This is a genomic window from Streptomyces sp. NPDC093225 (assembly GCF_044753805.1).
Taxonomy (GTDB): domain Bacteria; phylum Actinomycetota; class Actinomycetes; order Streptomycetales; family Streptomycetaceae; genus Streptomyces.
The window spans coordinates 128,206-150,108 of record NZ_JBIVNX010000003.1 but is presented as its reverse complement, the minus strand read 5'-3'; the positions used below and the strand labels follow the sequence as shown (position 1 = coordinate 150,108).

23 protein-coding genes and 1 tRNA gene are annotated in these 21,903 nt (G+C 70.2%); 8 read left to right on the top strand and 16 right to left on the bottom strand.

The annotated features are described in order from the left end of the window. Positions 1-17: 17 nt before the first annotated feature. From ACIQCH_RS04760 to ACIQCH_RS04740, 5 genes are all read left to right on the top strand, one after another. Positions 18-923 (top strand): LysR substrate-binding domain-containing protein, encoded by a 906-nt coding sequence (locus tag ACIQCH_RS04760; protein ID WP_402577926.1) that lies wholly within the window; start codon positions 18-20, stop codon positions 921-923. 123 nt (positions 924-1,046) lie between these two features. Then, positions 1,047-1,622: a cysteine dioxygenase gene (locus tag ACIQCH_RS04755; protein ID WP_402577924.1), complete on the top strand. Its 576-nt coding sequence runs from the start codon at positions 1,047-1,049 to the stop codon at positions 1,620-1,622. Continuing rightward, a complete protein-coding gene (locus ACIQCH_RS04750) occupies positions 1,622-2,743 on the top strand; it encodes a YeiH family protein (protein ID WP_402577922.1) in 1,122 nt (373 codons plus the stop codon). Before ACIQCH_RS04755 ends, ACIQCH_RS04750 begins: the two co-directional genes overlap by 1 nt. Positions 2,744-2,946: 203 nt before the next feature. Beyond that, entirely contained in the window at positions 2,947-3,912 is a 966-nt protein-coding gene (locus ACIQCH_RS04745) for a trypsin-like serine peptidase (protein ID WP_402577920.1), read from the top strand. A gap of 61 nt (positions 3,913-3,973) precedes the next feature. After that, positions 3,974-4,061: transfer RNA gene (locus ACIQCH_RS04740), tRNA-Ser, on the top strand. Positions 4,062-4,203: 142 nt separating this feature from the next. Here ACIQCH_RS04740 and ACIQCH_RS04735 read toward each other — a convergent pair. The 14 genes from ACIQCH_RS04735 to ACIQCH_RS04670 form a co-directional block, all read right to left on the bottom strand. Then, positions 4,204-5,589 (bottom strand): tyrosine-type recombinase/integrase, encoded by a 1,386-nt coding sequence (locus ACIQCH_RS04735; protein WP_402577918.1) that lies wholly within the window; start codon positions 5,587-5,589, stop codon positions 4,204-4,206. A gap of 57 nt (positions 5,590-5,646) precedes the next feature. Further along, positions 5,647-5,832: a helix-turn-helix transcriptional regulator gene (locus tag ACIQCH_RS04730; protein ID WP_402577916.1), complete on the bottom strand. Its 186-nt coding sequence runs from the start codon at positions 5,830-5,832 to the stop codon at positions 5,647-5,649. A 31-nt stretch (positions 5,833-5,863) separates the two neighbouring features. Beyond that, positions 5,864-7,645, bottom strand: a complete 1,782-nt coding sequence (locus tag ACIQCH_RS04725) for an ATP-binding protein (RefSeq protein ID WP_402577914.1) — start codon at positions 7,643-7,645, stop codon at positions 5,864-5,866. Then, positions 7,642-8,511, bottom strand: coding sequence for a bifunctional DNA primase/polymerase (locus tag ACIQCH_RS04720; protein ID WP_402577912.1), 870 nt, complete (start codon positions 8,509-8,511; stop codon positions 7,642-7,644). Before ACIQCH_RS04720 ends, ACIQCH_RS04725 begins: the two co-directional genes overlap by 4 nt. 287 nt (positions 8,512-8,798) lie before the next feature. Continuing rightward, the gene (locus ACIQCH_RS04715) at positions 8,799-9,377 is read right to left on the bottom strand and encodes a DUF6919 domain-containing protein (RefSeq protein ID WP_402577910.1); all 579 of its coding nucleotides are present in this window, start codon (positions 9,375-9,377) and stop codon (positions 8,799-8,801) included. Further along, entirely contained in the window at positions 9,374-9,685 is a 312-nt protein-coding gene (locus tag ACIQCH_RS04710; protein WP_402577908.1) for an RRQRL motif-containing zinc-binding protein, read from the bottom strand. Before ACIQCH_RS04710 ends, ACIQCH_RS04715 begins: the two co-directional genes overlap by 4 nt. A 23-nt stretch (positions 9,686-9,708) precedes the next feature. Beyond that, on the bottom strand, positions 9,709-10,308 hold the full coding sequence (locus ACIQCH_RS04705) for a hypothetical protein (RefSeq protein ID WP_402577906.1): 600 nt from the start codon (positions 10,306-10,308) through the stop codon (positions 9,709-9,711). 103 nt (positions 10,309-10,411) lie between these two features. Then, positions 10,412-10,861: a hypothetical protein gene (locus tag ACIQCH_RS04700; RefSeq protein WP_402577904.1), complete on the bottom strand. Its 450-nt coding sequence runs from the start codon at positions 10,859-10,861 to the stop codon at positions 10,412-10,414. A 78-nt stretch (positions 10,862-10,939) separates the two neighbouring features. Further along, on the bottom strand, positions 10,940-11,182 hold the full coding sequence (locus ACIQCH_RS04695; protein ID WP_402577902.1) for a hypothetical protein: 243 nt from the start codon (positions 11,180-11,182) through the stop codon (positions 10,940-10,942). Between the two features lie 216 nt (positions 11,183-11,398). After that, a complete protein-coding gene (locus ACIQCH_RS04690) occupies positions 11,399-13,708 on the bottom strand; it encodes a hypothetical protein (RefSeq protein ID WP_402577900.1) in 2,310 nt (769 codons plus the stop codon). A 110-nt stretch (positions 13,709-13,818) separates the two neighbouring features. After that, positions 13,819-14,355, bottom strand: coding sequence for a hypothetical protein (locus ACIQCH_RS04685; RefSeq protein ID WP_402577898.1), 537 nt, complete (start codon positions 14,353-14,355; stop codon positions 13,819-13,821). A 56-nt stretch (positions 14,356-14,411) separates the two neighbouring features. Next, positions 14,412-15,521: a hypothetical protein gene (locus tag ACIQCH_RS04680; RefSeq protein ID WP_402577896.1), complete on the bottom strand. Its 1,110-nt coding sequence runs from the start codon at positions 15,519-15,521 to the stop codon at positions 14,412-14,414. Beyond that, positions 15,518-15,706 (bottom strand): hypothetical protein, encoded by a 189-nt coding sequence (locus ACIQCH_RS04675; protein WP_402577894.1) that lies wholly within the window; start codon positions 15,704-15,706, stop codon positions 15,518-15,520. The genes ACIQCH_RS04680 and ACIQCH_RS04675 overlap by 4 nt, the downstream gene beginning before the upstream one ends. Then, positions 15,703-16,101, bottom strand: a complete 399-nt coding sequence (locus ACIQCH_RS04670) for an RNA polymerase sigma factor (protein ID WP_402577892.1) — start codon at positions 16,099-16,101, stop codon at positions 15,703-15,705. Before ACIQCH_RS04670 ends, ACIQCH_RS04675 begins: the two co-directional genes overlap by 4 nt. A 297-nt stretch (positions 16,102-16,398) precedes the next feature. Between ACIQCH_RS04670 and ACIQCH_RS04665 the strand changes: the two genes are divergently transcribed. Next, a complete protein-coding gene (locus ACIQCH_RS04665; RefSeq protein WP_402577890.1) occupies positions 16,399-17,133 on the top strand; it encodes a GntR family transcriptional regulator in 735 nt (244 codons plus the stop codon). Then, entirely contained in the window at positions 17,130-17,870 is a 741-nt protein-coding gene (locus tag ACIQCH_RS04660) for an AAA family ATPase (protein WP_402577888.1), read from the top strand. The genes ACIQCH_RS04665 and ACIQCH_RS04660 overlap by 4 nt, the downstream gene beginning before the upstream one ends. Here ACIQCH_RS04660 and ACIQCH_RS04655 read toward each other — a convergent pair. After that, entirely contained in the window at positions 17,836-19,161 is a 1,326-nt protein-coding gene (locus ACIQCH_RS04655) for a hypothetical protein (RefSeq protein ID WP_402577886.1), read from the bottom strand. The two genes, ACIQCH_RS04660 and ACIQCH_RS04655, sit on opposite strands and share 35 nt — an antisense overlap. Before the next feature lie 1,204 nt (positions 19,162-20,365). On the opposite strand from ACIQCH_RS04655, the gene ACIQCH_RS04650 reads away from it, so the two are divergent. Further along, complete coding sequence (locus ACIQCH_RS04650) at positions 20,366-20,941, top strand: hypothetical protein (protein ID WP_402577884.1); 576 nt, start codon at positions 20,366-20,368, stop codon at positions 20,939-20,941. Positions 20,942-21,218: 277 nt separating this feature from the next. Here ACIQCH_RS04650 and ACIQCH_RS04645 read toward each other — a convergent pair whose 3' ends face one another. After that, positions 21,219-21,812 (bottom strand): potassium channel family protein, encoded by a 594-nt coding sequence (locus ACIQCH_RS04645; RefSeq protein WP_402577882.1) that lies wholly within the window; start codon positions 21,810-21,812, stop codon positions 21,219-21,221. Positions 21,813-21,903 lie beyond the last annotated feature (91 nt).

The following is a 21,903-nucleotide window of genomic DNA, read 5'->3' as shown; positions in this document are numbered from 1 at the left end:
CTGCTTATGCTTCAGACGTGTTCGACTCGCGGCACATCAGGACCTTTCACGCGGTGGTGACGGCGGGTTCCTACTCCGCGGCCGCACGCGAGCTCGGCTACACCCAGCCCGCGGTCACCCAGCAGATGAAGGCGCTCGAACGGGCCGTCGGCACGCCCCTGTTCACCCGGGTGGGCCGTACGATGCGGCTCACCGAGGCCGGCCGCTCCATGGCCCGCCACAGCGAGGCCATCCTGGGCAGCCTCGACGCCGCCCAGCAGCAGATGAAGGCCTACACCCGGCTGCGCACCGGGCGGGTCCGCCTGTGCGGCTTCCCCAGCGCCAACGCCACCCTCGTGCCCGAGGCCCTCAGCGCCCTGGCCCGGGAGCACCCCGGCATCACCGTCGAGCTGCTGGAGGGCGAACCGCCCGACTCCCTCCAGCGGCTGCGGCGCGGCGACTGCGACATCACCCTCGCCTTCACCTACCCCGGCCTGCACGAGGAGGTCCCGGAGGAGGTCGCCGAGGTGCGGCTGATGGAGGACCAGCTGACCGTGCTGCTGCCGCACGGCCACGCGCTCGCCCGGCGGCGGGCCGTGCACCTGGCCGACCTGGCGGAGGAGCGGTGGATAGCCGGCTGCCCGCGGTGCCGGGCCAATCTGCTGCACGAGTGCGCCGAGCTGGGCTTCGTGCCCGACATCGTGTTCGCGACCGACGACAACCTGGTCGTGCAGAGCCTGGTCGGACAGGGCCTGGGGGTGGCGATGATGCCCGCGCTCGTACTGCCCTCGCTGTCGCTCAGCCGGGTCTGCGGGCGGGTGCTGGCCCCGGCCGCCCGCCGGCACATCTCGGCGTACGTCCACCGCGACCACCTGCGCATCCCGGCGACGGCCGCGGTCCTCGACGAACTGCGCGGGGTGTCCGCCAACCGGGTCGGCTGCTGAGGGTACGGCGGCTCCGCGCGGCGCCCGCACGGGAGAGGCGTCCCCCAACCCATAAGCCGGGCTTGGGATTTCAGGTCAGAACTGTCGTTGGACGTGATGGACGGGCTGCCGGACGCTGCCTGTATGACCCCCAGCACGGCATCCCCGGCCCCCTCCCGGCCCGCGGCCCGCGTCACCGCGCGGATGGCCGCCCTCGTCAGCGAGATCCGCGCCGTCGTCGACCGCGGACTGGCCCCCGACCTGACCGCGTACCTCGTCGGTGAGCGGCTCTCACCGCACCTGGGCGCACCCGACCTCCTCACGGCGGAGCAGCGGGTGGGCGACCCGGAGCGTTACCGGCAGCACGTCCTGCACGCCGAGCCCGACGGGAGCTTCTCCGTCGTCGCCCTGGTCTGGCTGCCCGGCCAGCAGACGGCCATCCACGACCACGTCTCGTGGTGCGTGGCCGGGGTCCACCAGGGCGAGGAGAGCGAGCGCCGTTACCGGCTCGCCCCCGGGGCCGGCGGCGCGGCACGGCTGGTGCCGACCGAGGACGTGGTCAACGGTCCCGGCGACGTGTGCGGGTTCGCCCCGCCCGGTGACATCCACCGGGTGCGCAACTCCTGTTCGTCGACGGCGATATCCCTGCACGTCTACGGCGCGGACGTGGTCCGCCTGGGCAGCAGCGTCCGCCGCGTCTACACCCTGCCGGCCGACTGATGGCGCTGCTGAACCGGCCGGGCGCGCAGACCGCCCCGGCGGAGGGTCCCCGACGCGGGCTTCCTCGCCGGGTCGTTCCCCGGCTCGCCGTTCGCGGTGGCGCCGTTGGCGGTGGCGCCGTTCGCCGTGGCGCGCGGAGCTGGCCGGGGCTGGTGACGGCCGTCGGCGGTGCCGGGCTCGCCTGGGGCGTGCACGCGGTCGTGCCCGCCGTGCCGATGCTCACCGCCTCCGTGGTGCTGGGCATCGCGGCCGCGCACCTGCCGCGCGTACGGGGCTTCGTGCGCGGCACCGGCCGCGCGGGCCTGTCGCTCGCCGGCCGCCGCCTGATGCGGATCGGCATCGTGCTGCTCGGTCTCGGCCTCGGGCTCGACCAGGTGCTCCGGCTGGGCTGGGCCACCGTGGCGATGGTCTTCGCGGTGGTCGCGGCGACCTTCTTCGGCACGCTGTGGCTGGGGCGCCGGCTCGGCCTGCGGGGCGACCAGCCGCTCCTGATCGCCACCGGCTACTCCATCTGCGGGGCCTCGGCCATCGGCGCGGTGAGCGAGGTGTCCGGCAGTGACGAGGAGGACGTGGCCGCCTCCGTGGCGCTCGTGACCCTGTGCGGCACCCTCGCGATCGCGGTGCTGCCGCTGCTCCAGGGGCCGCTCGGCCTGGCCGACCCGGCCTTCGGGCGCTGGGTCGGGGCGAGCGTCCACGACGTGGGCCAGGTGGTGGCCACCGCGCAGACCGCAGGCCCGGCCGCCCTGGGCGACGCCGTGCTGGTCAAGCTGATGCGGGTGGCACTGCTGGCGCCGCTGGTGGCCGCCGTGGCCTTCGCGGTACGGGAACGGCGGAACGGGGTGCGGACCGCCTCGGGGCGCCGGCCGGCGCCGGTGCCGCTGTTCGTGGCCGGTTTCCTGGTGGCCGCCGCGCTGCGCACCACGGGCGTGCTGCCGCCGTTCGTACTGGAGGGCGCGCACCGGACCCAGGAGGGGCTGCTCGCGGCCGCGTTGTTCGGCCTGGGCAGCGCGGTGCACCTGCCGACCCTGGCGCGCACGGGCGGCCGCGCGGCCCTGCTCGGCCTGGGGGCCTGGGCGGTGGTCGCGGGGGTCTCGTACGCGGGCGTGCTGCTCACCGCATGACCGTGCGGGGCGGCAGCCGCCCGTACCCGCGACAGGTGGGATCCGGCCGTTTCCCTGGCCGGATCCCACAGAACGGGATGACGCGCACCTGACAATCGCGTAGAGGGCGTGGCAGTCTGCCCACGGCAACGCCGATCCGCACCGCTCTGCACCCCCACCCTGCCCGGCCCCACCGGCGCCGGGCACGGCAGAAGGAGTCATGCGTGAGAAGCCATCGCACTGCCGCATCCGTCCTGCTCGCCGCCGGCGCCCTGCTCGCGGGCGCCCTCTCGGCCGGCCAGGCCGGCGCCGTCCCCGCGCCCACGCCCACGTCCTTCCGGCAGCAGCCCACCGCGGCGGGCTTCTGGACCCCCGAGCGGATGCGCGCGGCCACCCCGCTCGACCTGGTCGCGGCGCCCGGCACCCGCCTCAGGGCGGGCACCTCCGCGGCCGCGCCCGTCACCGTCGCCCCGACCGCCGTCTCGCGGACCGCCACCTCGCCGACGGCCTTCCCGCAGGCGGGCGGCCCCTGGACGGGCGGCGGCGCGGTCGTGAAGACCTCCGGGCGGATCTTCTTCACCTTCCAGGGGCGCACCGCGTCCTGCTCGGGCGACTCGGTCACCAGCCAGAACGGCAGCACGGTGATCACCGCCGGGCACTGCGTGAAGTACCAGGGCGCCTGGCACACCAACTGGATCTTCGTCCCGGCCTACGACAACGGCAGCGCGCCCTACGGTCAGTGGTCGGCCACCGCGACCTTCGCCACCGACCAGTGGGCCGCCAGCGAGGACATCAACTACGACGTCGGCCTCGCGGTCGTCGCGCCGCTGAACGGGCAGAAGCTCGGCTCGGTCGTCGGCGCGCAGGGCCTGCAGTTCAACGGCGGCTACAACAAGCCGATGTACTCCTTCGGCTTCCCGGCCGCGTCCCCGTACGACGGCACCAAGCTGATCTACTGCTCGGGCAACAGCAGCAAGGACTTCCTGTTCTCCAAGGACCACGGGCTGGGCTGCAACATGACCGGCGGCTCCAGCGGCGGTCCCTGGTTCACGTCCTTCAACGAGTCCGCCGGCACCGGCCTCCAGGTCTCGGTGAACAGCTTCGGCTACTCCTTCCTGCCGAACCGCATGTTCGGCCCGTACTTCGGCCCCGAGGCCCTGGCCGCGTACAACAGGGCGCAGACCTCCTGACCCCCACGACCGTCCCCGAAACCCGTTAGGCTGTAGCCCGCTCCGCCGCACGGCGGCGCAGGGTGGGTTGCCCGAGCGGCCTAAGGGAACGGTCTTGAAAACCGTCGTGGCGCGAGTCACCGTGGGTTCAAATCCCACACCCACCGCCACAGGTCAACGAAGTGCCTGATCAGAAGGGGTGCCCCATGCGTGGGGCGCCCCTTCTGCGTTCACCGTGTCTCACCCTGGCTCGCCCGTATCCCTCTGTTGACCAGTGCGTATGGGCCATCTGTGGGCCAGGACCCGGGCCTGTTACCCGCCGCTCAGCCCCTTCTCGATCAGCTCGTTCGCCCGCGCCTGCTGCCCCCGCAGGATCTTGGCGTAGAAGCGGAACAGCACGGTGAGGCTGTGGCCTGCGCGCCGGGCGACCTCGACCGGGTCCACCCCCGCGTTGATCCACAGGGATACGCCCGCGTGCCGGAGGGAGTACGGGACGTCGGCGAGCGGGGTCTTGGTCTCCTCGGCCGACAAGGCCTTGACCCGTGCCGCGTCCCACAGCGCGCAGTATTCGGTCGAGCTGACCCGGCCACCGCGGGCGGCCCGGAACAGCCGGCCGTCCTCGGCGACTCCGTACGTCTGCTTGTGCGTTCGGAGCATGGCGGTGAGGACCGGCGGGATGGGCACCGAGCGTGTCGCCGTGCGGGCCCGGCGCTTCAGCCCGCGCTCCTCGTACGACTGTCCGTCGTCAGTCCACCCGGACCCGACCTCGGGGCGGCTGCCGGCGAGCACCAGCTCGCCCCAGCCGGATTCGGGCAAGGTGCAGTCCGCCGCGCGCAGGGCCGCGATCTCCGAAGGCCGCATGGCCGCGTAGTACAGGCAGCCGAAGAACGTTGCCAGGTGCTCGCCGCGGCTGCCGAGTTGGCGGACAGCATCGATGAGCGCGGCGGTCTGCTCGGGGTTCGGGACGTACCGGAAGTCGACCTCGTCGTCCTTCTCCGGGGCAGTCCAGTCCACCCGGACCAGCGGGTTGGCGGTGAGCACACCGCGCTCCACCGCGTACCGCAGGACGTTGCTCAACACCATGCGCTTCCGGCTGACCGTGTTGTCAGCGGCCGGCTTGCCGTCGAGCTTGGTGGACAGGGCGTCCAGGGCCGCGCGCATCCGTTCGGACCGGCTGACCTCGGTCATCTTGACTGTGTTCGCCGCGATCCAGGACAGCGTCGCGGCGACGTCCGCAGGAGGCTCCTCGACCTCGTGCCGGGGCCGCAGCACACCGTCCTGGTCGTGCTCCAGCCGGAACGCCCAACCGTACAAAGCCGTACGGAGCACGGGCGCCTTCGGAGCACCCCGCGAGGAGCTGAAGAACGCGGGCGCGACTGTGGCGAGCGTTTCGGCGATGCTTGCGCGGTGCTTGGCCGCCGCCTTCGGCCACTTCATCAGGACGTAGGCGGTGCAGTGCTCGTGCCAGGTGGGCGTCGTCAGCGCGTCGAGCTCGGAGGCGGGCAGCCCGGTCGCCTCGTCGAACTGCTCCCGGTTGCGCAGCGCGGCCAGCAGCTCGGACTTACGCCCTTCCGCCTGCGGCTTGAGCTTGAAGCTGCGGGAGTGTGGGCGCTCCCCAACCCGCCACCGCAGCTCGAACGGCTTAGGCCTGCCCTTGCGCTGCCTGATGGACCAGATGTCTACGTCGTACGTGAGCATGTCTCTCCAGCATGAGGAGGGGCCCGCCCGTGGACGAGCCCCCTCGGGACGGCAGGGTCAGGCGGCTTCCTCGCACCCGGACAGCCAGGTGTCCAGGTCGGTGCGCCGGCAGCGGAGCTGGCCGTTGGGGAGCTTGATCAGGCGCGGGCCCTTGCCCCGGGCGCGCATCCGGTAGAAGGCGGCACGGCTCATGCCGAGCTCGTCGAGCACCTCGGGCAGCTTGAGCATCTGCGGGCGGGCCATGGATGTCTCCTTCAAGCGTGTGAGGGCTGGTTCAGCAGCAGGGGTGGGTGGTGGTGCCGGGCGCCGTGGCGGGGTCCAGCGGCTCGTTGCAGACCGCGCACATGCGGTGCTGGCCGGAGACGGCCTGCTTTTCAGCGTCCGCAGCGTCCGTAGCGTCCGGTGACCTCTGTTCGGGCAGATCAGATGCGGTGCGACCTTCGGACGCTGCGTCGAAGGCAGCGTCCGGTCCGGCGTCCGCAGCGTCCGGGAAGAGCGCTTGCGGACGCTGGGGGGACCCCTGGCGGACACTGAAGCCTTGGCCAGCGTCCGGTGAAGTCCGCAGGTCAGGAACGGGTTCGGACGCTGCGGGCGTTGCGGACGCTGGGATCCCGGCATCTCTGCTGTCCGCGACGGCCGTGAGCGTGTACAGGCGCTGCCGGTGCCGGTCCGGGGTGCGCTTGGTGTCGTCGAAGGTGATGCCGACCGAGCGCAGGATCGGCGCGAGCCGCTTGAGCCGTCCGCCGGCGCGGGTGGCGTCCTTGGGCCACTTCGGGTGGACCGTGTCCGGGTGGGGCAAGTGCTCCAGGAGCATCCCCGCGGTTCCGGACCAGGAGCCGTTGGTTTCGACGAGCGAGACCACCGCGCTGCCGAACGGATCCCCTTCCAGGGCGTCGGCCGCGACGTCGGCGGAGGTCGTCGTGTACGACGCCAGGGTGCCCCAGCCCTTGATCTTGTCCACCGCGGCGAGCACCCGGGCGAAGTCCGCCATGCGGGGCATCCGCTCCAGCCGGACGTTGGGTAGCTCGCGCAGCACTTCCGACAGCAGGTCGCACAGCGCGGCCAGGATGGCCGGCCGGGCTTCCCGGAAGGCGTCGTCGAGCTCTTCCTCCGTGCGCCGCCGATCCTCGTCGATGAGCTGGAGATCCAGCACGAGCAGCCGCTCGGCGAGGTCACCCGCGAGGGCGCCGGCGTCGATGGTCGTCATCGCCAGGACCCGGCGGAAGGTGAGCACCACGACGTCGTCGTCGGTGTAGAGGGCCCGATCGACGATGCCGTCGCCGGTGACAGCCTTGCAGAGCGTGTCGGACAACCAGGGCGGAATGATGCTGATGTTGTCCAGGCACAAAGCCCAGGAGTTGAAGGCCTGCGTCGCCCACGCCTTCACGTCCCGGGGCTGGGAGCGCTTGGCCGCTGGGGACGGGTCGACCAGGTTGACGATGGTCTGCGCGGCCTTCGACTTGCCGGTCCCCTGCTCGCCCTTGAAGGTCAGGACCGGGTGGGGGATGTGCGGGATCCAGGCGGCGACGAGCCACGCCACCAGCTGGTGGAAGGACTCGTCGTCCATGTTCACGAGGCCTCGGAGGAGCGCCAGCCCCTCGGCGGCCCGTGCCGCCGCGGGTTCCGGCATGACGGCCATCGCGCCGGACCGGCGGAAGAGCACCGGCGACCGGTCCCGGAGCGACCAGCCTTCCGGGGTGACGACCGCGCACCGGCCGTCCGCGGTGCCGAGGTCGACGACGACCTGGTGGGCGTCGCCGGCGACCCGCATCATCACCGGCACCGGGTCGTCGGCCGCGGCCATGCCCTCCAGCACGGTCATGGCGTCGGCGAGGGCGGACTGGGACGCCACCGCACCGTCATTGAGCTCGGTGAACAGCCTGGCCATCTGCGACCGGAGCCCGGCCTTGCCGCGGAGCGGCATGGCGATGTACGGGCCGTGCTTCCGCACGCCGTACGGACGGCCGTCCTCGGAGGTCACCAGGTCGTAGCGCTCACGGGCGAGCGCGACGAGCTGGGCGGCCTGGGAGGGCCCCTTGCCTTCTGGAGCGCTCACCGGGTGCTCCGTCCGGCACGGGCCTTGGCGCTGTCGATGGTGCGGGAGGCTCCGCGCTCCGGGTGGCCCTTGGCGCACGCCGCGGTGAGCAGCGCGGTGGTGATGGTCTCCGAGTCCTGGTGTCCCTCGAAGGCGCGGCAGGCAGCCCAGAACAACCGGTTGTTGAGCTGCCCCTCGGGGGAGTCCAGGACGAACTGCACGAGGGCGCGGCCTGCGTCGGCTTCGTGGGTCTTGCCGGGGCGGGGTACGAGCCGAGGGGCCGCCGGACTTTCCTCGGCCGTCAGCAGGGCGAGTAGAGCCGCCGGGACGGGGCGGATGCCGGTACCCGAACCCCCGGCGGGCTCGTACGTGCCCTTGGGGGTCCAGGAGCCGGGCCCGACGAGGTACCCGCCCGCCCCTCGGATGTCGATGCCTGCCCCGATCCGACTCGCAGAGTTCGGCACGACGGCGCCGGCCGGGGTCGAGTAGTAGCGGTGAAGCCCGCCGCTGGGCGTCAGCACCGTGATCGTGTCGGCCAGGGCGAACGAGTGCCGGGTGGCCAGGTCCTCAAGGGCGGCGACGCCGTCGACGCCGTTCTTCCGATCGAGGTCCACCCCCACGACCCACACGTTCGGGGTGCCGCAGGCGACGCCGTACCCGGTAGCCCGGGGCGCCGACTTGAAGAGCTGATGCACCCGGGCGGGGTCGGTGCTGGCGTCATGGACGCCGTGCCCCGGCAGCCCGCACTCGCCCCGGCACAGCTCACCAGGGTGGGGGCTGCGGAGCGCCGGCAGCTTGTTGGGCGCCAGCGGGAAGACGGGCAATCCGTGGTCGGCAGCGGCCAGCGCGGCGCGCAGTGCCTTGGACCAGAACATGGACAAGGGCATGCTTGAGAGACCTCCGGTCTCTGACAGGGGATGGAGGACCAGGGCGGGCCGCAGTCTTTGTCGAGAGGGCGGCCCGCCCTAGCCGTAGCTAGTCGTTGATGTGGTGGGAGAGCTCTTGTCTCCGAATCGATCAGCGTGATCCAGACGATCTCTTTCGCTTCGGAAGACGCGGCACCCCTCGGATCTGTTACACCCGGTCTGTCAGCACGGGCATATCGGGGCGAAACGGCGAGGAATTGCGCTGATTGCGCAGGATCACGCGCACACGCGCGTAAGCGGCGTCGGAATCAGTCGGACCGGCCGGTGAGCACCGTGCGGAGTGCCGACCAGAGGCCGGTGTCGATTCCCCAGCGCGGGTCGATGACGGTGAGCTGGACTCCGGTGGTGGCGAGGTGCTTCATGGCCTCGTCGCCGATGCCGTGCCATTCGGCACGCAGCTCGCGAGGGCTCAGACGACGGCCGAACCAGGTGTAGGGGCGGCCGCCCCATTCGGTGACGGTCTCGCCGTCGAGGCGGCCGATGGCGTGGCGGGGGCCGTGGGCGCAGACGATCAGGCCGCGGTCCTTCAGGGACAGGAGCCGGTCGAGGGCGGGGTGGGTAGCGGAGATGACGCCCTCGATGCCGGCGCGCTGGCGGTAGGGGCGGCCGTCGAAGGCGCGGCCGGAGTCGCCGGGCTGGGAGGAGCTGGTGACGTAACCGGCCCTGCACAGGGCGATCAGGGTCGGCACCAGCGGGATGGTCTCCTCGTCGACCGCGGGGCCGAAGTAGCCGGGCCGGGCGGGGAGGCGGCCGTCGATCCAGCCGGCCATGGCGGTTCCGAGGTCGCCGATGGTGGCAGCGGTGGTCCAGGGGCGGGGCAAGGTCATCGGATGTCGTCCTTCGCACAGTCGGGGCAGGTGCCGAGCGAGGTGGGGATGACGTACGGGCGCAGGACGCGGCAGCCCGGGCAGGTGCGGCGGGCGCGCATCATCGCGGCGTGGGCCCGCCACAGCCCCGGAGTCATGGGCCGCTTGGGCTGGGCACGGGCCGGGTCGTAGAGCAGGGCGAAGCGGCGGCCGCGGCGCCAACGGATCTCGGCGACCGGGTCGGTGCCGCCGGGGCGCAGGCCAGCCGCGCTTAGCTGGCGCTTCGTCATGAGTCCGGCCGGGGCCTGCTGGTAGCGGTAGATCGGCACGGTCGCATCGTCGGCGACGGTGTTCATCGGCCGTCGCGGCGTGCGGTGGCCGCGGCGGCGCGGACCAGGGCGAGGACCTGCTCGCGGGTGCGGGCCGGGTGGTCGTTCCACGCCTCGTAGGAGCCGGCCTCGGTTCCCAGGGTGTTCTGCAGGTAGCCGGACGCGGCGCGCAGGGTGTGGACGTCACCGTAGCCGAGGCGGTGCAGGGCCCACTGGGCGCCGAGGATGCACCGGCCGCCGTCCCGGCCGCGCTGGGTGTCCTGGGCCCAGCCGAACGTGGCGATGACCAGGGCGACCAGTTCGAGGTTCTCGGCGGCGGTGATGGCGCGGCCGCCGCCGTGCCAGGCGCGCAGCAACGGGAGGGACAGCGCCCAGTTGGGCAGGCGACGCAGGATCGGGGCCGGCGGCCGCAGCTGCGGGGCCGCGTGCGGGCAGGGGCCAGCGGGAAGTTCGGCCAGGGCCTCGGCGACGAGCTCCTGGGTGGTCTTGGTGACCAGGGGATGGGCGGTGGTCCGCGTACGGGCGGAGAGGTAGCGCTCGATCTCAGCGACCAGTACCTCGGCGGCGGGCGCGAGCTCCAGGTCGAGGGGGCGGCTTGCGGGGGCGGTCACGGTCGTGCTCATCTGGTCGTACCTCCGGTCTGCTCTTCGGGCGGCTCGGGTGGGGAGGGCGCTCCCGGGCTTCCAGGCGTGGGGAGCGCCCTCGTTCTGCGTTCTGTGGCGGCGGTCAGAACCAGCGGTTGCCGAGGGCCTGCTTGGAGCGCTTGGTCGCGCCGGAGCGCGCGTCGGCCTCGCTGGCCAGGGCCTCCAGGTAGGCGATCTCCTTGGCGGTGAGCTTGCGGCCGTGCTCCTTGCCCTTGGGCAGCGGGCCGCCGACCTGCGGGACTGGGGCGCCCAGGAAACGGAGGCCGGCGGGCGGGGCCTGGTGGACGGGGCCGTACTCGAAGAGCAGGCGCTCGATGGAGACCGTGCCGCCGAACATCCAGTTGCCCAAGAGGACGTGGCGCCCCGTGCAGGTGTGGTCGGTGTAGGCCTCGTCGTCCTCGTACGGGGCGAGGTTCGTGGCCATCTGCAGCACCGTGTAGACGGTGCGTCCCTTGGCCATCCAGTGGTCGAGGTCCTTGAAGTCGGCCTTCGTCCGGTGCCAGATCTTGGTGCCGTTGATCAGCTCGGGCATGAGGGTGGTGGCTCCCTGGTGGGTCGGGGTGCGCCCTGGGCTGTCCAGGCGTGAGGGCGCCCCTGCGGGTGGGCGGGCTCAGGCGCGAGCGAGGCGGCCGAGGGCGTCGTTCAGCGGGCCGAAGGCCTTGCCGTGCTGGAGGGCGTAGGCGGCGCGCAGCGCGTCGACCGCGGCGCGGATCGCGTCGGTCGGCCAGCGGTTGGCGAAGGCCTTCGCGGCCGCCTCGCCGACAGCGGGGTCACCCGCGATGAAGTGGTGCTCGACGGTGTTCTGGTAGTCGGCGACGATCGCGCCGAGGTACTCGACCGAGTACGTGGCCATGACGAACCTCCCGTGCGGTCTGGGTGGGTTTGCGGGGTGGTTCACAGGGCGGTCGACCCCTGGTCGGTGCCTGGTTTGTCCTGGTCCGGGGAGTGGTCCTCAGAAGGTCGGGCGCGGTCGGCAGGCCGCCCCGACTCCCCCGGCGACTAGGGTGCAGACTGGTGAATATCGGACACCGGCTGGCGGTCGACCGGCCTCACGACCAGGCGTTCTGCCCTACTTGAGGGCGTCGCGGAGCTGGTCGGCGGTGTAGCCGTTGGCGTTGGTGCGGCCTTCGACGGCACCGAGCTTGCGGGTGGTCCCGGCGCCGGCCTCGCGCAGCGCGGTCTGGAGCTGGGTGGTGGTCAGCTCGCTGTACGCGGCGGGGAAGCGGGCGGCGAGGTGCGCGAGGAGCGTCTCGGTGCGGGCCCGGTCGATGCCCGCCTCGCTCAGTGCGGTCAGGCAGTCGGTCAGCAGGGTGCGGGCCTGGTCGGCGGCTTCGTCCTTCTTGCCGTGGTCGATAGCGTCGCCGGTGAGCGTTCCGGCGTCCTGGCGGAGCTTGCGGCCCTTCAGGCAGATGTCCTTGAAGGCGGGCAGGTCGATGACGTCGGCCTTGACGGTGATGTGGCCGGCCTCGTCGCCGAGCTCCAGGACAACCACGCCCCGGGAGTCCTCGCCGAGCAGGTGCGGGGCGGCGCCCATGGCGACCGGGTCCTCGCCGAGGACCATCTTCGCCGAGTTGACGCCCTTGACTCGAAAGGCGGCGCGCTTGGCGCACACGTCGCGCAGCTTGGTGGGCACGCTGTCGGAGCTGGGCCGCTGGGTGATGAACACGCCCATGCCGAGCACGAAGCGGGTGACGCGCACGTAGCGCGCGAAGGAGTCGACGAGGATGTCGCGGGCATTCTTGGTCTTGGTCCGTCCGCCCTCGCCGGCGCCGTCGTCCTCGATGGCGACCTGGACCAGGGCGGCGCCGTCGAGGAGCTCCTGGAGCTCGTCGACGATCAGAAGCACCGGGCCCATTCCGTCGGCGGCGAGTTCCGGGGTGACCTTGCCTTCGGGGACCTTCTCCGGGTCCGTCTCATAGAGGCGGTCCAGGTCGCTGCCCCGGTCCTGCATCTCGGTGATGGTCGTGTCCATCACCCGAAGGACCTTGCGGATGATGTCCGGCGAGGCGCCGGCGATCCACTGGTGCGCCACGTGCTTGAGCGGCGCCCAGTCCGGGCCGGTCTTGCCAGTGATGACGATGATCCGCACGGTCGGGTCCAGCGCGCCTGCAGCCGCAATGAGCCGAGCGAGGTAGGACTTCCCGTAGCCCATCAGGCCGCCGATCATGATGGACGACCAGATCAGGTCCAGGGCGTGGCGCTTGCCGCGGGCGTCCGGACCGAGCGGGATCCCCTGCTTCCAGAAGCCCCAGCGCTCGGCGGCGACGAGCTCACTGGTGGTCTTGCCGGTGCCGTAGGGGTTGTCGGCGTCGGCCACCCACAGCACCAGGCGGCCGTCATGGCCCTCGGTCGAGGTGTCGGGCCGCAGCTCGATCCGCGACTTCTTGATGCGCATCGCCGACGCGAGCTCCTCCAGGCGGCCGACCGCGTTGGAGGCCGGCATGCCGCGCGGCAGCTCGATCGTGGCCGTCCACCCCGGTCCGGACGGTGCGATCGCCCCGACCAGGTGCGTCTGGTCGCGCTGGGCCTCGGTGATGATTCCGGCTTTGACCAGTGCGGTCACGAGGTCCGACTCCCCCTGCACCCGAGCGCTCTCGGGCTTGACCAGGGAGACCCGGCCCAGCGACGAGAGGGTGTCCGGCACGAACGGCTCTGCCGGAACCGCCACCGGTCGGCCGTCGGATTCGGTGCCGACGACGACCGGCGTAGCCACCGACAGCCCGACGGCCACCGGGACCCCCGTGGCCTGCTCGGGGATGAACGCGGGCGCACCCGGCCCGGGCTGGGCCTGGGCTTCCTCGTCGCGGGAGAGGAACCACCAGGCGAGCGGGGCGGCCCCGAGCGAGGCCAGCGCCAGGACCGGCGCGGTCGCCACCGCGTTGACGTACGCGTACGCCCCGCCGACCGTGACCGCGACCCTGCCGGCCTTCTTCGACCAGCGGGCCTTGCTCAGGGCCTTGCCCGTCACCTTGAGGTCGTCCGCGTCCAGCTCCTTGACGACCTGGAGCTGTGTCTCGGCGGTCGCCAGGTCCAGCGCGAGCCGGGTGGCGTCCTCGCCCTCGGCGTGACGGACCTGGATCCGCAGGGCCTTGATCCGGGTCGCGAGCTGGGCCTGTTCCTGGTGCTGGCCAACCCGTCGCTTGTGCTCGATCTCCCGGGCCAGGTCCTCGTCCGTGACGTCGCTCGCGGCGTACCAGGCAGCGACCCGGGACAAGACCCGTCCTTTCTGCTCGGCCAACGCCTTGCCCGCGTTCGCCGCGTACGTCTTCACGGCCGCCGTCATCTGCTCGCGGCGGCCGACCTCCTCGGCATCGAGGATCTCGGCATCGGGGATGCCGTCGCTGCCAGCCGGGGGTTCGGGGTGAAGTTCGATCGCCATGTGCCTTCCTCCGGTGCATGAAGTGCTACGGGAGCCACGCCTCGCCCTCGTGCGGCATCTCGCACGAGAGCGAGGCGTGTCACTGCTGGTCGTGGCGGGGGTTGAGCGAGCTACAGGCTGCCGAGGACGGAGCCGACGGCGGTCACGGCAGCGTCGCCGAGGTTCATCACCAGGGGGCCCAGGACCGAGCCACCGAGGGTGATCCCCAGGGCCGCGCACAGGAAGGCCCAGCCCTTGGAGACCTTGTTGTGCTTGATCCCGAAGAACAGGACGATCCCGAGCACGAGCGTGACGACCACGCCGGTGCCGATGGCCGCCCCGGTCCCGGCCTGGGTGCGGACCTGGGTGGTGGTGCCGAGCTGGGTGGAGGTCTGCTCGAGCGGGGCGCCGACCCCGGCGCTGTTGGCCAGGGTGACCACGGCACCGTGGTGGGCGGCGTCGGCGTGGTAGGAGACGGAGTCGAGACCGCGGACAGCCACGGTGCGGCCGGAGGGCAGGCTGACCGGGGCACCGGCGGCGCGGTCAACGGCGGCCTCCACGATCGCGGTGGCCTGTTCGGGGGTGTCGGCGGCGGCGAGCGGGGCGGCGGACAGGATCGCAGCGGCGGCGGCACCGGAGACGGCGAGGGTGCGGATGATGCGGGCCATGGCAGAGCTCTCCTTCAAGTTCGTGCGGCAGGGTGGTGGATGGTGCGGCGCGGCGGTCAGCTCGCGTCGGTGCGGCGCTGCTCGCGGCTCATCTGGGCGCGGGCGCCCTGGCCGTACTTGACGGTGCCGGGGACCCGGCGGGGAGGGGTCCCACCGTTGTTCTTCCGGCCGTCCTCGCCGGGCTCCTTCAGGCCCTTGGCGGACCGTCCGTTATCGGTGCCCTTTTGGGATTCGTCCTGCACTTCTTCGTCTTTCAGCGGCCCGTTGGAGGCCACCCGTACGGCCCGGCGGGCGGCCCGTCGTTCGGCGATGATTTCGGCCGTCGAGCCGGGCTCGGTGCCGTGGATCTCGTCCCAAGCCCGGCGGTAGGTCTTCTCGCTCGGCACGACCTCGCCGAGCGCTGCGGCGAGGTAGACCGCGCGCTCCCACACGGTCTTGTCGGCTGTCTCCCGATCGGCGGCGATCTGCTTGACGCGCTTCTCCTCGGCCTTGGCCGCGCGCTGCTCGGTCCAGCGCTGGGCGAGGGTCTTGCGGCCCTCGCGCTTGGCGATGCGGCCGTTCTCGTGCAGGTCCCAGATCGCCGGGCCCAGGAACGAGCAGAGTGCGCCGCCGATGCCGGTCACCAGCCCGTAGCGCTCGGCGCCGTGGCCGTACGAGATGGCGGCCGCGATGCTCGCCTGGAGAAGGGCTCCCAGGCGGTAGTGCCAGGACGGGCGGTCGTCGTCGATCGCGGCCTCGGCGCCCTTCAGCAGGGCCCAGGCCACACCCTCAAGGACCAGAGGCGCGGCGATCAGGACCGGGATCCTCGGGTCCCAGAACGCCAGCATCTGAAGCGGCAAGGAGACGATGACGCAGATGATCGCGATCAGCTTCGCTGCTCGGCGCCACTCGTCGGCCGACTGCTCAGCCTTCGCCTTGCGAGCGTCCTCCTCGCGGCGGGACTCCTCGCGGCGCCGGCGCTTGTCGGCCGCCTCCGCGAGCGACTCCTCGATGTCCGCCTGAGCCTTGGCCTCGGCCTTCGCGTCCGCCAGGGCCGCCCGACGACGGTCGGACTCGTTCTTGATGCGCTGAGCCTCAGCCTCGGCCTGCACCTTCTCTGCGCGGGCTAGGCCCTCGGAGTAGGTCTCGGTCGTGGCCGGGTCGGGGTGCAGCTCGGTCACCGTCATCGGGCACCCCCGACGGTGCCCGCGGCACGCAGCATGGTCGCGTACGTGGCGGCGTCCTTCGCGTCCCGGAGGCCGAGGAGCATCCGGTCCCGGTCGCCGAGGGCGAGCCAGGCGTCGAACTCCTCAACCGTCCACGTCGTGGGGTCGCCGTGCGAGGCGCGGAACGCCTCCAGCCCGGCGCTCACGCGGCGGCCCCGAGCGGGGTCGGCTCCTCGTCGAGCATCGCGAGGATGACGGTGTTCGCCAGCGCCTCGTCCTCGGCGGCCGGCGCGCTCGGCAGCAGGCCCGAGGCCTCGAAGTCGGCGAAGTCCGTGACCCGCTCCCGGCGCGTACCCCGCATGTGGGCCAGAGTCGCGGTCCGGGCCAACTCGGTGATCCAGGCGAAGGCGTAGTTGTCGGTCACGCGACACTCGGTCAGCCGCCTCGCGACCAGCACCCACGTGTCCTGGGCGATGTCCTCGGCCGCCGGCCACCTCGCCCCGAGGCGGGCGCGCAGGTGCCGGACGAGCCGGGCGTTGTAGATGACGTACAGCAGGGACAGCCGGTCCCGGTCCACCGGGGTACCGTCGATGTCGAGCATGGTCGTGCTCCTCTCACAGGCGGTCGGCCTTGCTCAGTGGCCTCGGTGTTCGCCCACCGGGGCCACACCCGTATCCGGGTGCAGTTATGGGGGTCACAGCCGCTTCAGACATGGCTGTGCCCTCACGCTTCGTGAGTTGCCCTCACTCGGCGTTGCCGTCTGGGATGACATTCCCAGGATTGCGAGAGAGTGTCAACGGTGAACGCGCTCGCAATCCCGGGAAAATGGTGTTCGGTGACTCAGTCCCGGGACTGTGGTTCACTGGCGGGAGCGTCAAGACGGAGGAGAGCGCCGGACATGCCGCCCAAGTGGAGAGACCTCGCCGACGACATCGCCGCGAAGATCAACAGCGGCGAGTACGTTCCCGGCGACCGCCTGCCCAAGATTGAAGACCTGGTCCGAGACGGGCGAGGCTCCAAGACGACGGTGCACGCGGCGTACAAGGCTCTGGAGGCCGAGGGCCTGGTCGCGTCTTCTCGTGGCCACGGCACCGTCGTGCGAGCTCAGGTCTCCCTGTCCACTGGCGCCGAGCGCGAGGAGCGCAGCAAACTCACTGGCTCCTCTTGGCGTGCCGGAGAACGCTCCGACTCCCACATGGCCGGCATCATCGCTGCACCGGACGACGTCGCCGAGGCCCTGGGCATCGACGCTGGCGAACCCGTGCTCCGGCGGTCCCGCGTGTACCGCGACGAGCACACCAGCGCCGTCATCTCGCACTCGACCTCATGGATCCCGGCCGCCTTCGCCGAGGAGCTGCCGGAGCTGGTGATGGGCAAGAGGCTGAGCGGCGGCACCTCGATCGATGTGATTACTCGCCACACCGGCCGCCCGGTCGCGCAGCGGTTTAGCTCCATGTGGGCCCAGATCACGACCCCTGCTGACGCCGGACTGCTCGAAATCCCCGCGGACACTCGCGCCGCCGTAATCGTCATGACGGTGCGCATCGTCGACGCGAGCGGGGCGACGATCGAGTACGGCGTCGACCTCGGTGGCCCCGGCTCGCGGTGGGCCAAGGAAGAGTCCATCGGATGACCGCGTCCCACCTCGACGACGCCCTCGTTCACGCTGCTGAGGACCGCCTGGAAGCTCTCCGGGCAGCCCGGCGTCTCGGCACCCTGGCACCCCACGAGGAGGCTGAGGTCACCCGCATCATGCGGACCCTCGCAGGACGTCCCGGCCCGGCCAGGCTGGTCCTGATGGCTGGATTGCCGGGCTCGGGCAAGACCACGCTCGCCCGCGAGTTGGAAGCCCGCGGCTTCCTGCGCCTTTGCCCCGACGAGCGCGTCTGGCGCGCGCACGGACACTACGGCCGGGACTTCCCCCGCGGCGAGTACAAGGTCAGGGAGCGCCCGATCATGCAAGAGCTCGCGACCGAGCTGCGCACCGCGCTCGCCGCTGGCCGCGACGTGGTCATGGACCACGGCTTCTGGACCGCCGACGAGCGCCAGGAGTGGCGCGAGCTCGGCGAGCAGGCCGGCGCCGCCGTGTCGCTGGTGTACTTGCCCGCCACCCACGACGAGCTGTGGGAGCGCATTGAGGGGCGCAACCAGCAGACGTACAACGACCCGAACGCCATGTTCTTCACAGAGAACGACCTGCGCCGCCACGCTGGCCGCTTCGAGGCCCCCATGGATTGTGAGCCTCATCTTGTCTATGACGGCCAACTGGCGGCCCTGCTCACGCTGCTGGCGAAGAGGGATAGCCGGGCGCCAGAAGGTCAAGACCCCTCAGCGCTCAGCTGCGCTGACGCGTTCGCTGCGGACGCGTAGTTCCCTGACTGGTTTCTTCCAACGTCAGCAGCAGCGCTCGACGCATCATGCGGTCAAGGTCGGCAGCCACGGCGGTGAGGTCACGGGTCTCAGTTCCGCCAAGCAGTCTTAGGGGTCCGGCAGGGGGTTGGTCGCCGTGGACCTCCGCGTTGCGCCACTTGTAGACCGCCTGCATTAGTGCCTTGATGTTCCTCTTACTTGGGGCGCCGAGTGTGCGATCACCGGCGAGCCTATCGGCAGCGCCTGCGGCAAGAAGGACGCCCTTCCTGCCGTTTGGGTCCCTGCGTCGAGGACGGGTGATGAACAGTGCTTCGGCAGCAGTGATCAGGTTAAGCAGCCGATCTTCGACCAAGCCTCGCGAGCCAGCAAGGACTACCTGGCGCGCCGCAGTACAGAGAGGCCTGTCGGCTGTTACGCGCGGATGAGTTATGTGCTGAAACACTGCCCGAACCTGATGCAGCATCTCTTGGCCGGCCAACACGCTGGGACGCGACGGATCGGTGGGTCCGATAGGTATGAGGGCTGCTGAGAGGCCCTGCCCAAGGGAATCACTGCGGAGTCCGTAACTGGTGGTGGCTGACCCGCCGCAGATCAATCGGATCGAGGCAAGCACCATGGGTGCGCTGGCACCGAAGATCGGCAGTTGCGGCGCAGCCTGCGGCGGTGAGGTGTCGTCATCGCCCGTCCGAAGGGCATGGGTATGTTCAGTGGTCAGAGCCCACTGGTTGAACCGGGAGATCTGGAGAGCCGCTGTGGTGAGGTACTGGTCGATTGGGATCGCCGCACGCTGCGCGGCACGGCAGACCTCGGAGTCAGTCATCTTGCGGAGCGTGACTCCTGGCGCAACCTCCTGACCGTCAACGCTCTGATCTCCATCGAAGCCAAGCAGGGGGACGAAATCGGTGAAGGTGACGGTTTCTGCGACAAGGTCCGCCTCGACCCGCTCGTAGGCCGCGTCGAAAGCTTCTGCGTCGAATGTCCAGGTGCCGCTGGTGAACACAACCTCCTGCACCAGCGAGACGACTAGGCCGGAGAGCTCGCGGCGCTGAGAGCTGAAGACGGTTCCGACCAAGGTGTCGACACGGGACGCCAAGACTGGATGGGCCTGGATCATGGCACGCAGTTGTCGCATCTCATCGAACGTCTCGATCTCGCGCCACAACCGGGACGGCACGATCCATTGTTTGATGGATTGGACGGTGAATAGCTCCTGACTCGCACGACGCCAGGTTTTCATGTCCACACCTTCGATGATCTGGGGTGGGAACCCGTCCCCCGCGAGCTCTCTCATGATCCTTGTCGTGAGTGCCAAGCAGTGGTTGTACAGCTCGGGGAAGTCTCTCTTCACAAGGCACCCTTTCGACGACTGCTGGATCTCCGGCTAGCTGGGCCCGAGAAGTGAACTGACCAGAGTGCGTGACGCTGCGCCAGATGTGCAAGGGGAATGCGTGATCTGGCCGTGGGTAGATCGTCGCGTCATACACAGGACGCCTTCGGCGGCGCGCCCCCACCGCTCCTGCGAGAGATGTTTGGACCACGCCATCTGCAGCTCCGGCCGCGGTGAGCAGTGCAGGGAGCGTGGCGATCAACCGATCAGTGAGCGAAGGCCAGGGATGCTCGAGCCTGCGGCTACGAGTCCGGCAAGGACGCATGCCGCGGGCGATGCGTCGGTGGCCACCGTAAGGCCGCCAACAATGAAGCCGAGGACGACTGCCACCAGCAGTACGACAGCTGTGTGCAGGGGAAGGAAAGCCGGCCCATGGTTCGAGTCCTCTGCGCCGGGCGTGTTGGCTGACTGAGTCTGATGTGTCGTCATGTCGCCACTGTGAGGTCTTGACGGTGGTGGGCCGAGCCGACTGAACGACCTGGGCGGTTCCTGATCGCGACCGCAAGCCTCGGCAGGGCTGCCGAACGCTACCGCACAAGTCCATGCGTTCGGTGGTGTTCGGTGGTTTTCGGTGTCGTTCTGTCGTCGTGGCCGTAGGCTCCCAGCCGTGTCGAGGGCATTCGGGAGGGCTTGGGGCATGGAGGAGGGGGTGGCTGCGAGTGAAGCGCGGTCGTATCGAGAAGGCCTGGCTGCTCAGGCGTCAGGTCTGAAGCGGCTTCGGGCGGAGCGGGGCAACAAGTCCTATGCTGCGATTGAAAGGCGCGCTAGTGAGATCTACGGCGCACAGGCGTCACTGCCGCCCTCTACGCAAAGTGCGGCATTTAACGGGAAATATGTAGGGCTCGATAAGTTAATTTGGCTCGTGCGAACCCTAATGTCCTGGGATGAGTATGGGAGCCCTTGCCAGCCGCCCGATTACAGGGATGAGTCACTCGCGTCGTGGCGTGCGCGCTGGACTGACATCGCTACTCTAAGGCCGTCTTCGGCGAAGTCCATTGAATCGACGCCTTCCGGCGACCAGGATAGGCCACAAGCTGGGCGTCACGAGAATCAAGGGCCGAGTGCGCCTAAGTTGCCACCAGAGCTCTTGATGGCTAGAAGTAAAAGCGTGCAGCCGTATTCGGCTGGCACGAAATGGAACTTCAGCTACCGCCAGAACGGTTATGAATTCACGGAGGAACTGGTCTTCTACGCGGAACCTGACGGGTCGACGATCACGGACGATTACCTCCCTGAGGAGGTCAACGCTCAGGCACTTTGGAAGATGTGGGTTATGGGCTGCGCGGACTCTTCCCATAAGCGATGGCCCGATTTGTTTCGCCCAGGCGAGGTTCATATCGCGTGGTATGTCACCCGGCCTGAGATTATCGGAGTTTTCGAGGGTGCCCCTCATGCTCGTGATTTGATTAATTTTCCTGGCGTGCTGGAAGGTGTGTCGCCTGATCGGGTGGAATCGAACCATTTCTTGTCCTACTATACGCATCCGGTGAACGCTGAAACGGGCGAACCTCTGAACTGGCTCCGTTTGCCTGTTCTGGACCTTAGTTGGAATAGTCGGCGTGCCAATAAGGGCGGATTCATCCAGGAAGCTACAGGCTGGAAGCCATCGCCCTTGCAGCCCACTGTTGATGTGCGGCAACTGGGGGCTGCGGCTGGTCTCTACGTACCCCCCACCGAGGGCTGATCTGATGCAGTTTGCGCTTGGGTGTGACTGGATGAACTGTGTGGCATCGCGTTCCCCATCTAGAGGTGCCATGGGCCATCTGTGGGCCAGGCATCGGCTTCCCAGGCTTGGAACGGACTCCGTCGCAGGTCAGGCATGATGGGGCGCTCCGACCGGGGCGCTCTTGAAAACCGTCGTGGCGCGAGTCACCGTGGGTTCAAATCCCACACCCACCGCCACAGGTCATCGAAGTGCCTGATCAGAAGGGGTGCCCAACGTGTGGGCGCCCCTTCTGCGTTCACCGCGGGTCGGTGGCCGTCTCCCCGGCCGGGTCCCCGGCTCCGGTGCTCCTGCGCTCCCGGCTCCGTCGGACGGCGCCCACGAAGATCTTCAGGGCCAGGCCGAGGACGATCAGGTCGGCGAGCATCTGCACCGTGACCACGAGCCGCGCCGCGTCGGACTTCGCCGTGATGTCGCCGAATCCGACCGTGGAGAACACGGTGACGGTGAAGTACAGGCTGTCGGTGTGGGAGAGGTGTCCCCCGAAACTCGCCGACGACTGGGCGGCCAGCGTGACGTAGGTGGCCGCGAACAGCAGCAGGAAGAACGGGGTGCTGATGGACAGCGCCTCGGCGGCCCGCAGCCCCGGGTGGGAAGCGCGGAGGATCGAGCGCAGCTGGAGGGCGACCAGGGCGACGAACACCGCCAGGCCGACGAAGAGGACGATCACGCAGGAGGACGCGGCGAAGTGGTCCAGCGGCATCAGGAAGTACGCGGCCCCGAGCGCGGTGATCGAGCCGATCACGCGCAGCGTGCTCCAGATGATCTGGCGGGACGAGGGGGGCTCGCCCTGGTCCCGGGGCGCCTCCCCGGCGTCGTGTCGTGTCCGCATGGTCCGTCCTCCCGGCGGGGATCAACCGCTCAACTGTGGCACTCCCCGGGCCGTCGGGTGGCCGAAGCGCGGCGGCAAGTCGAGTCGTGGA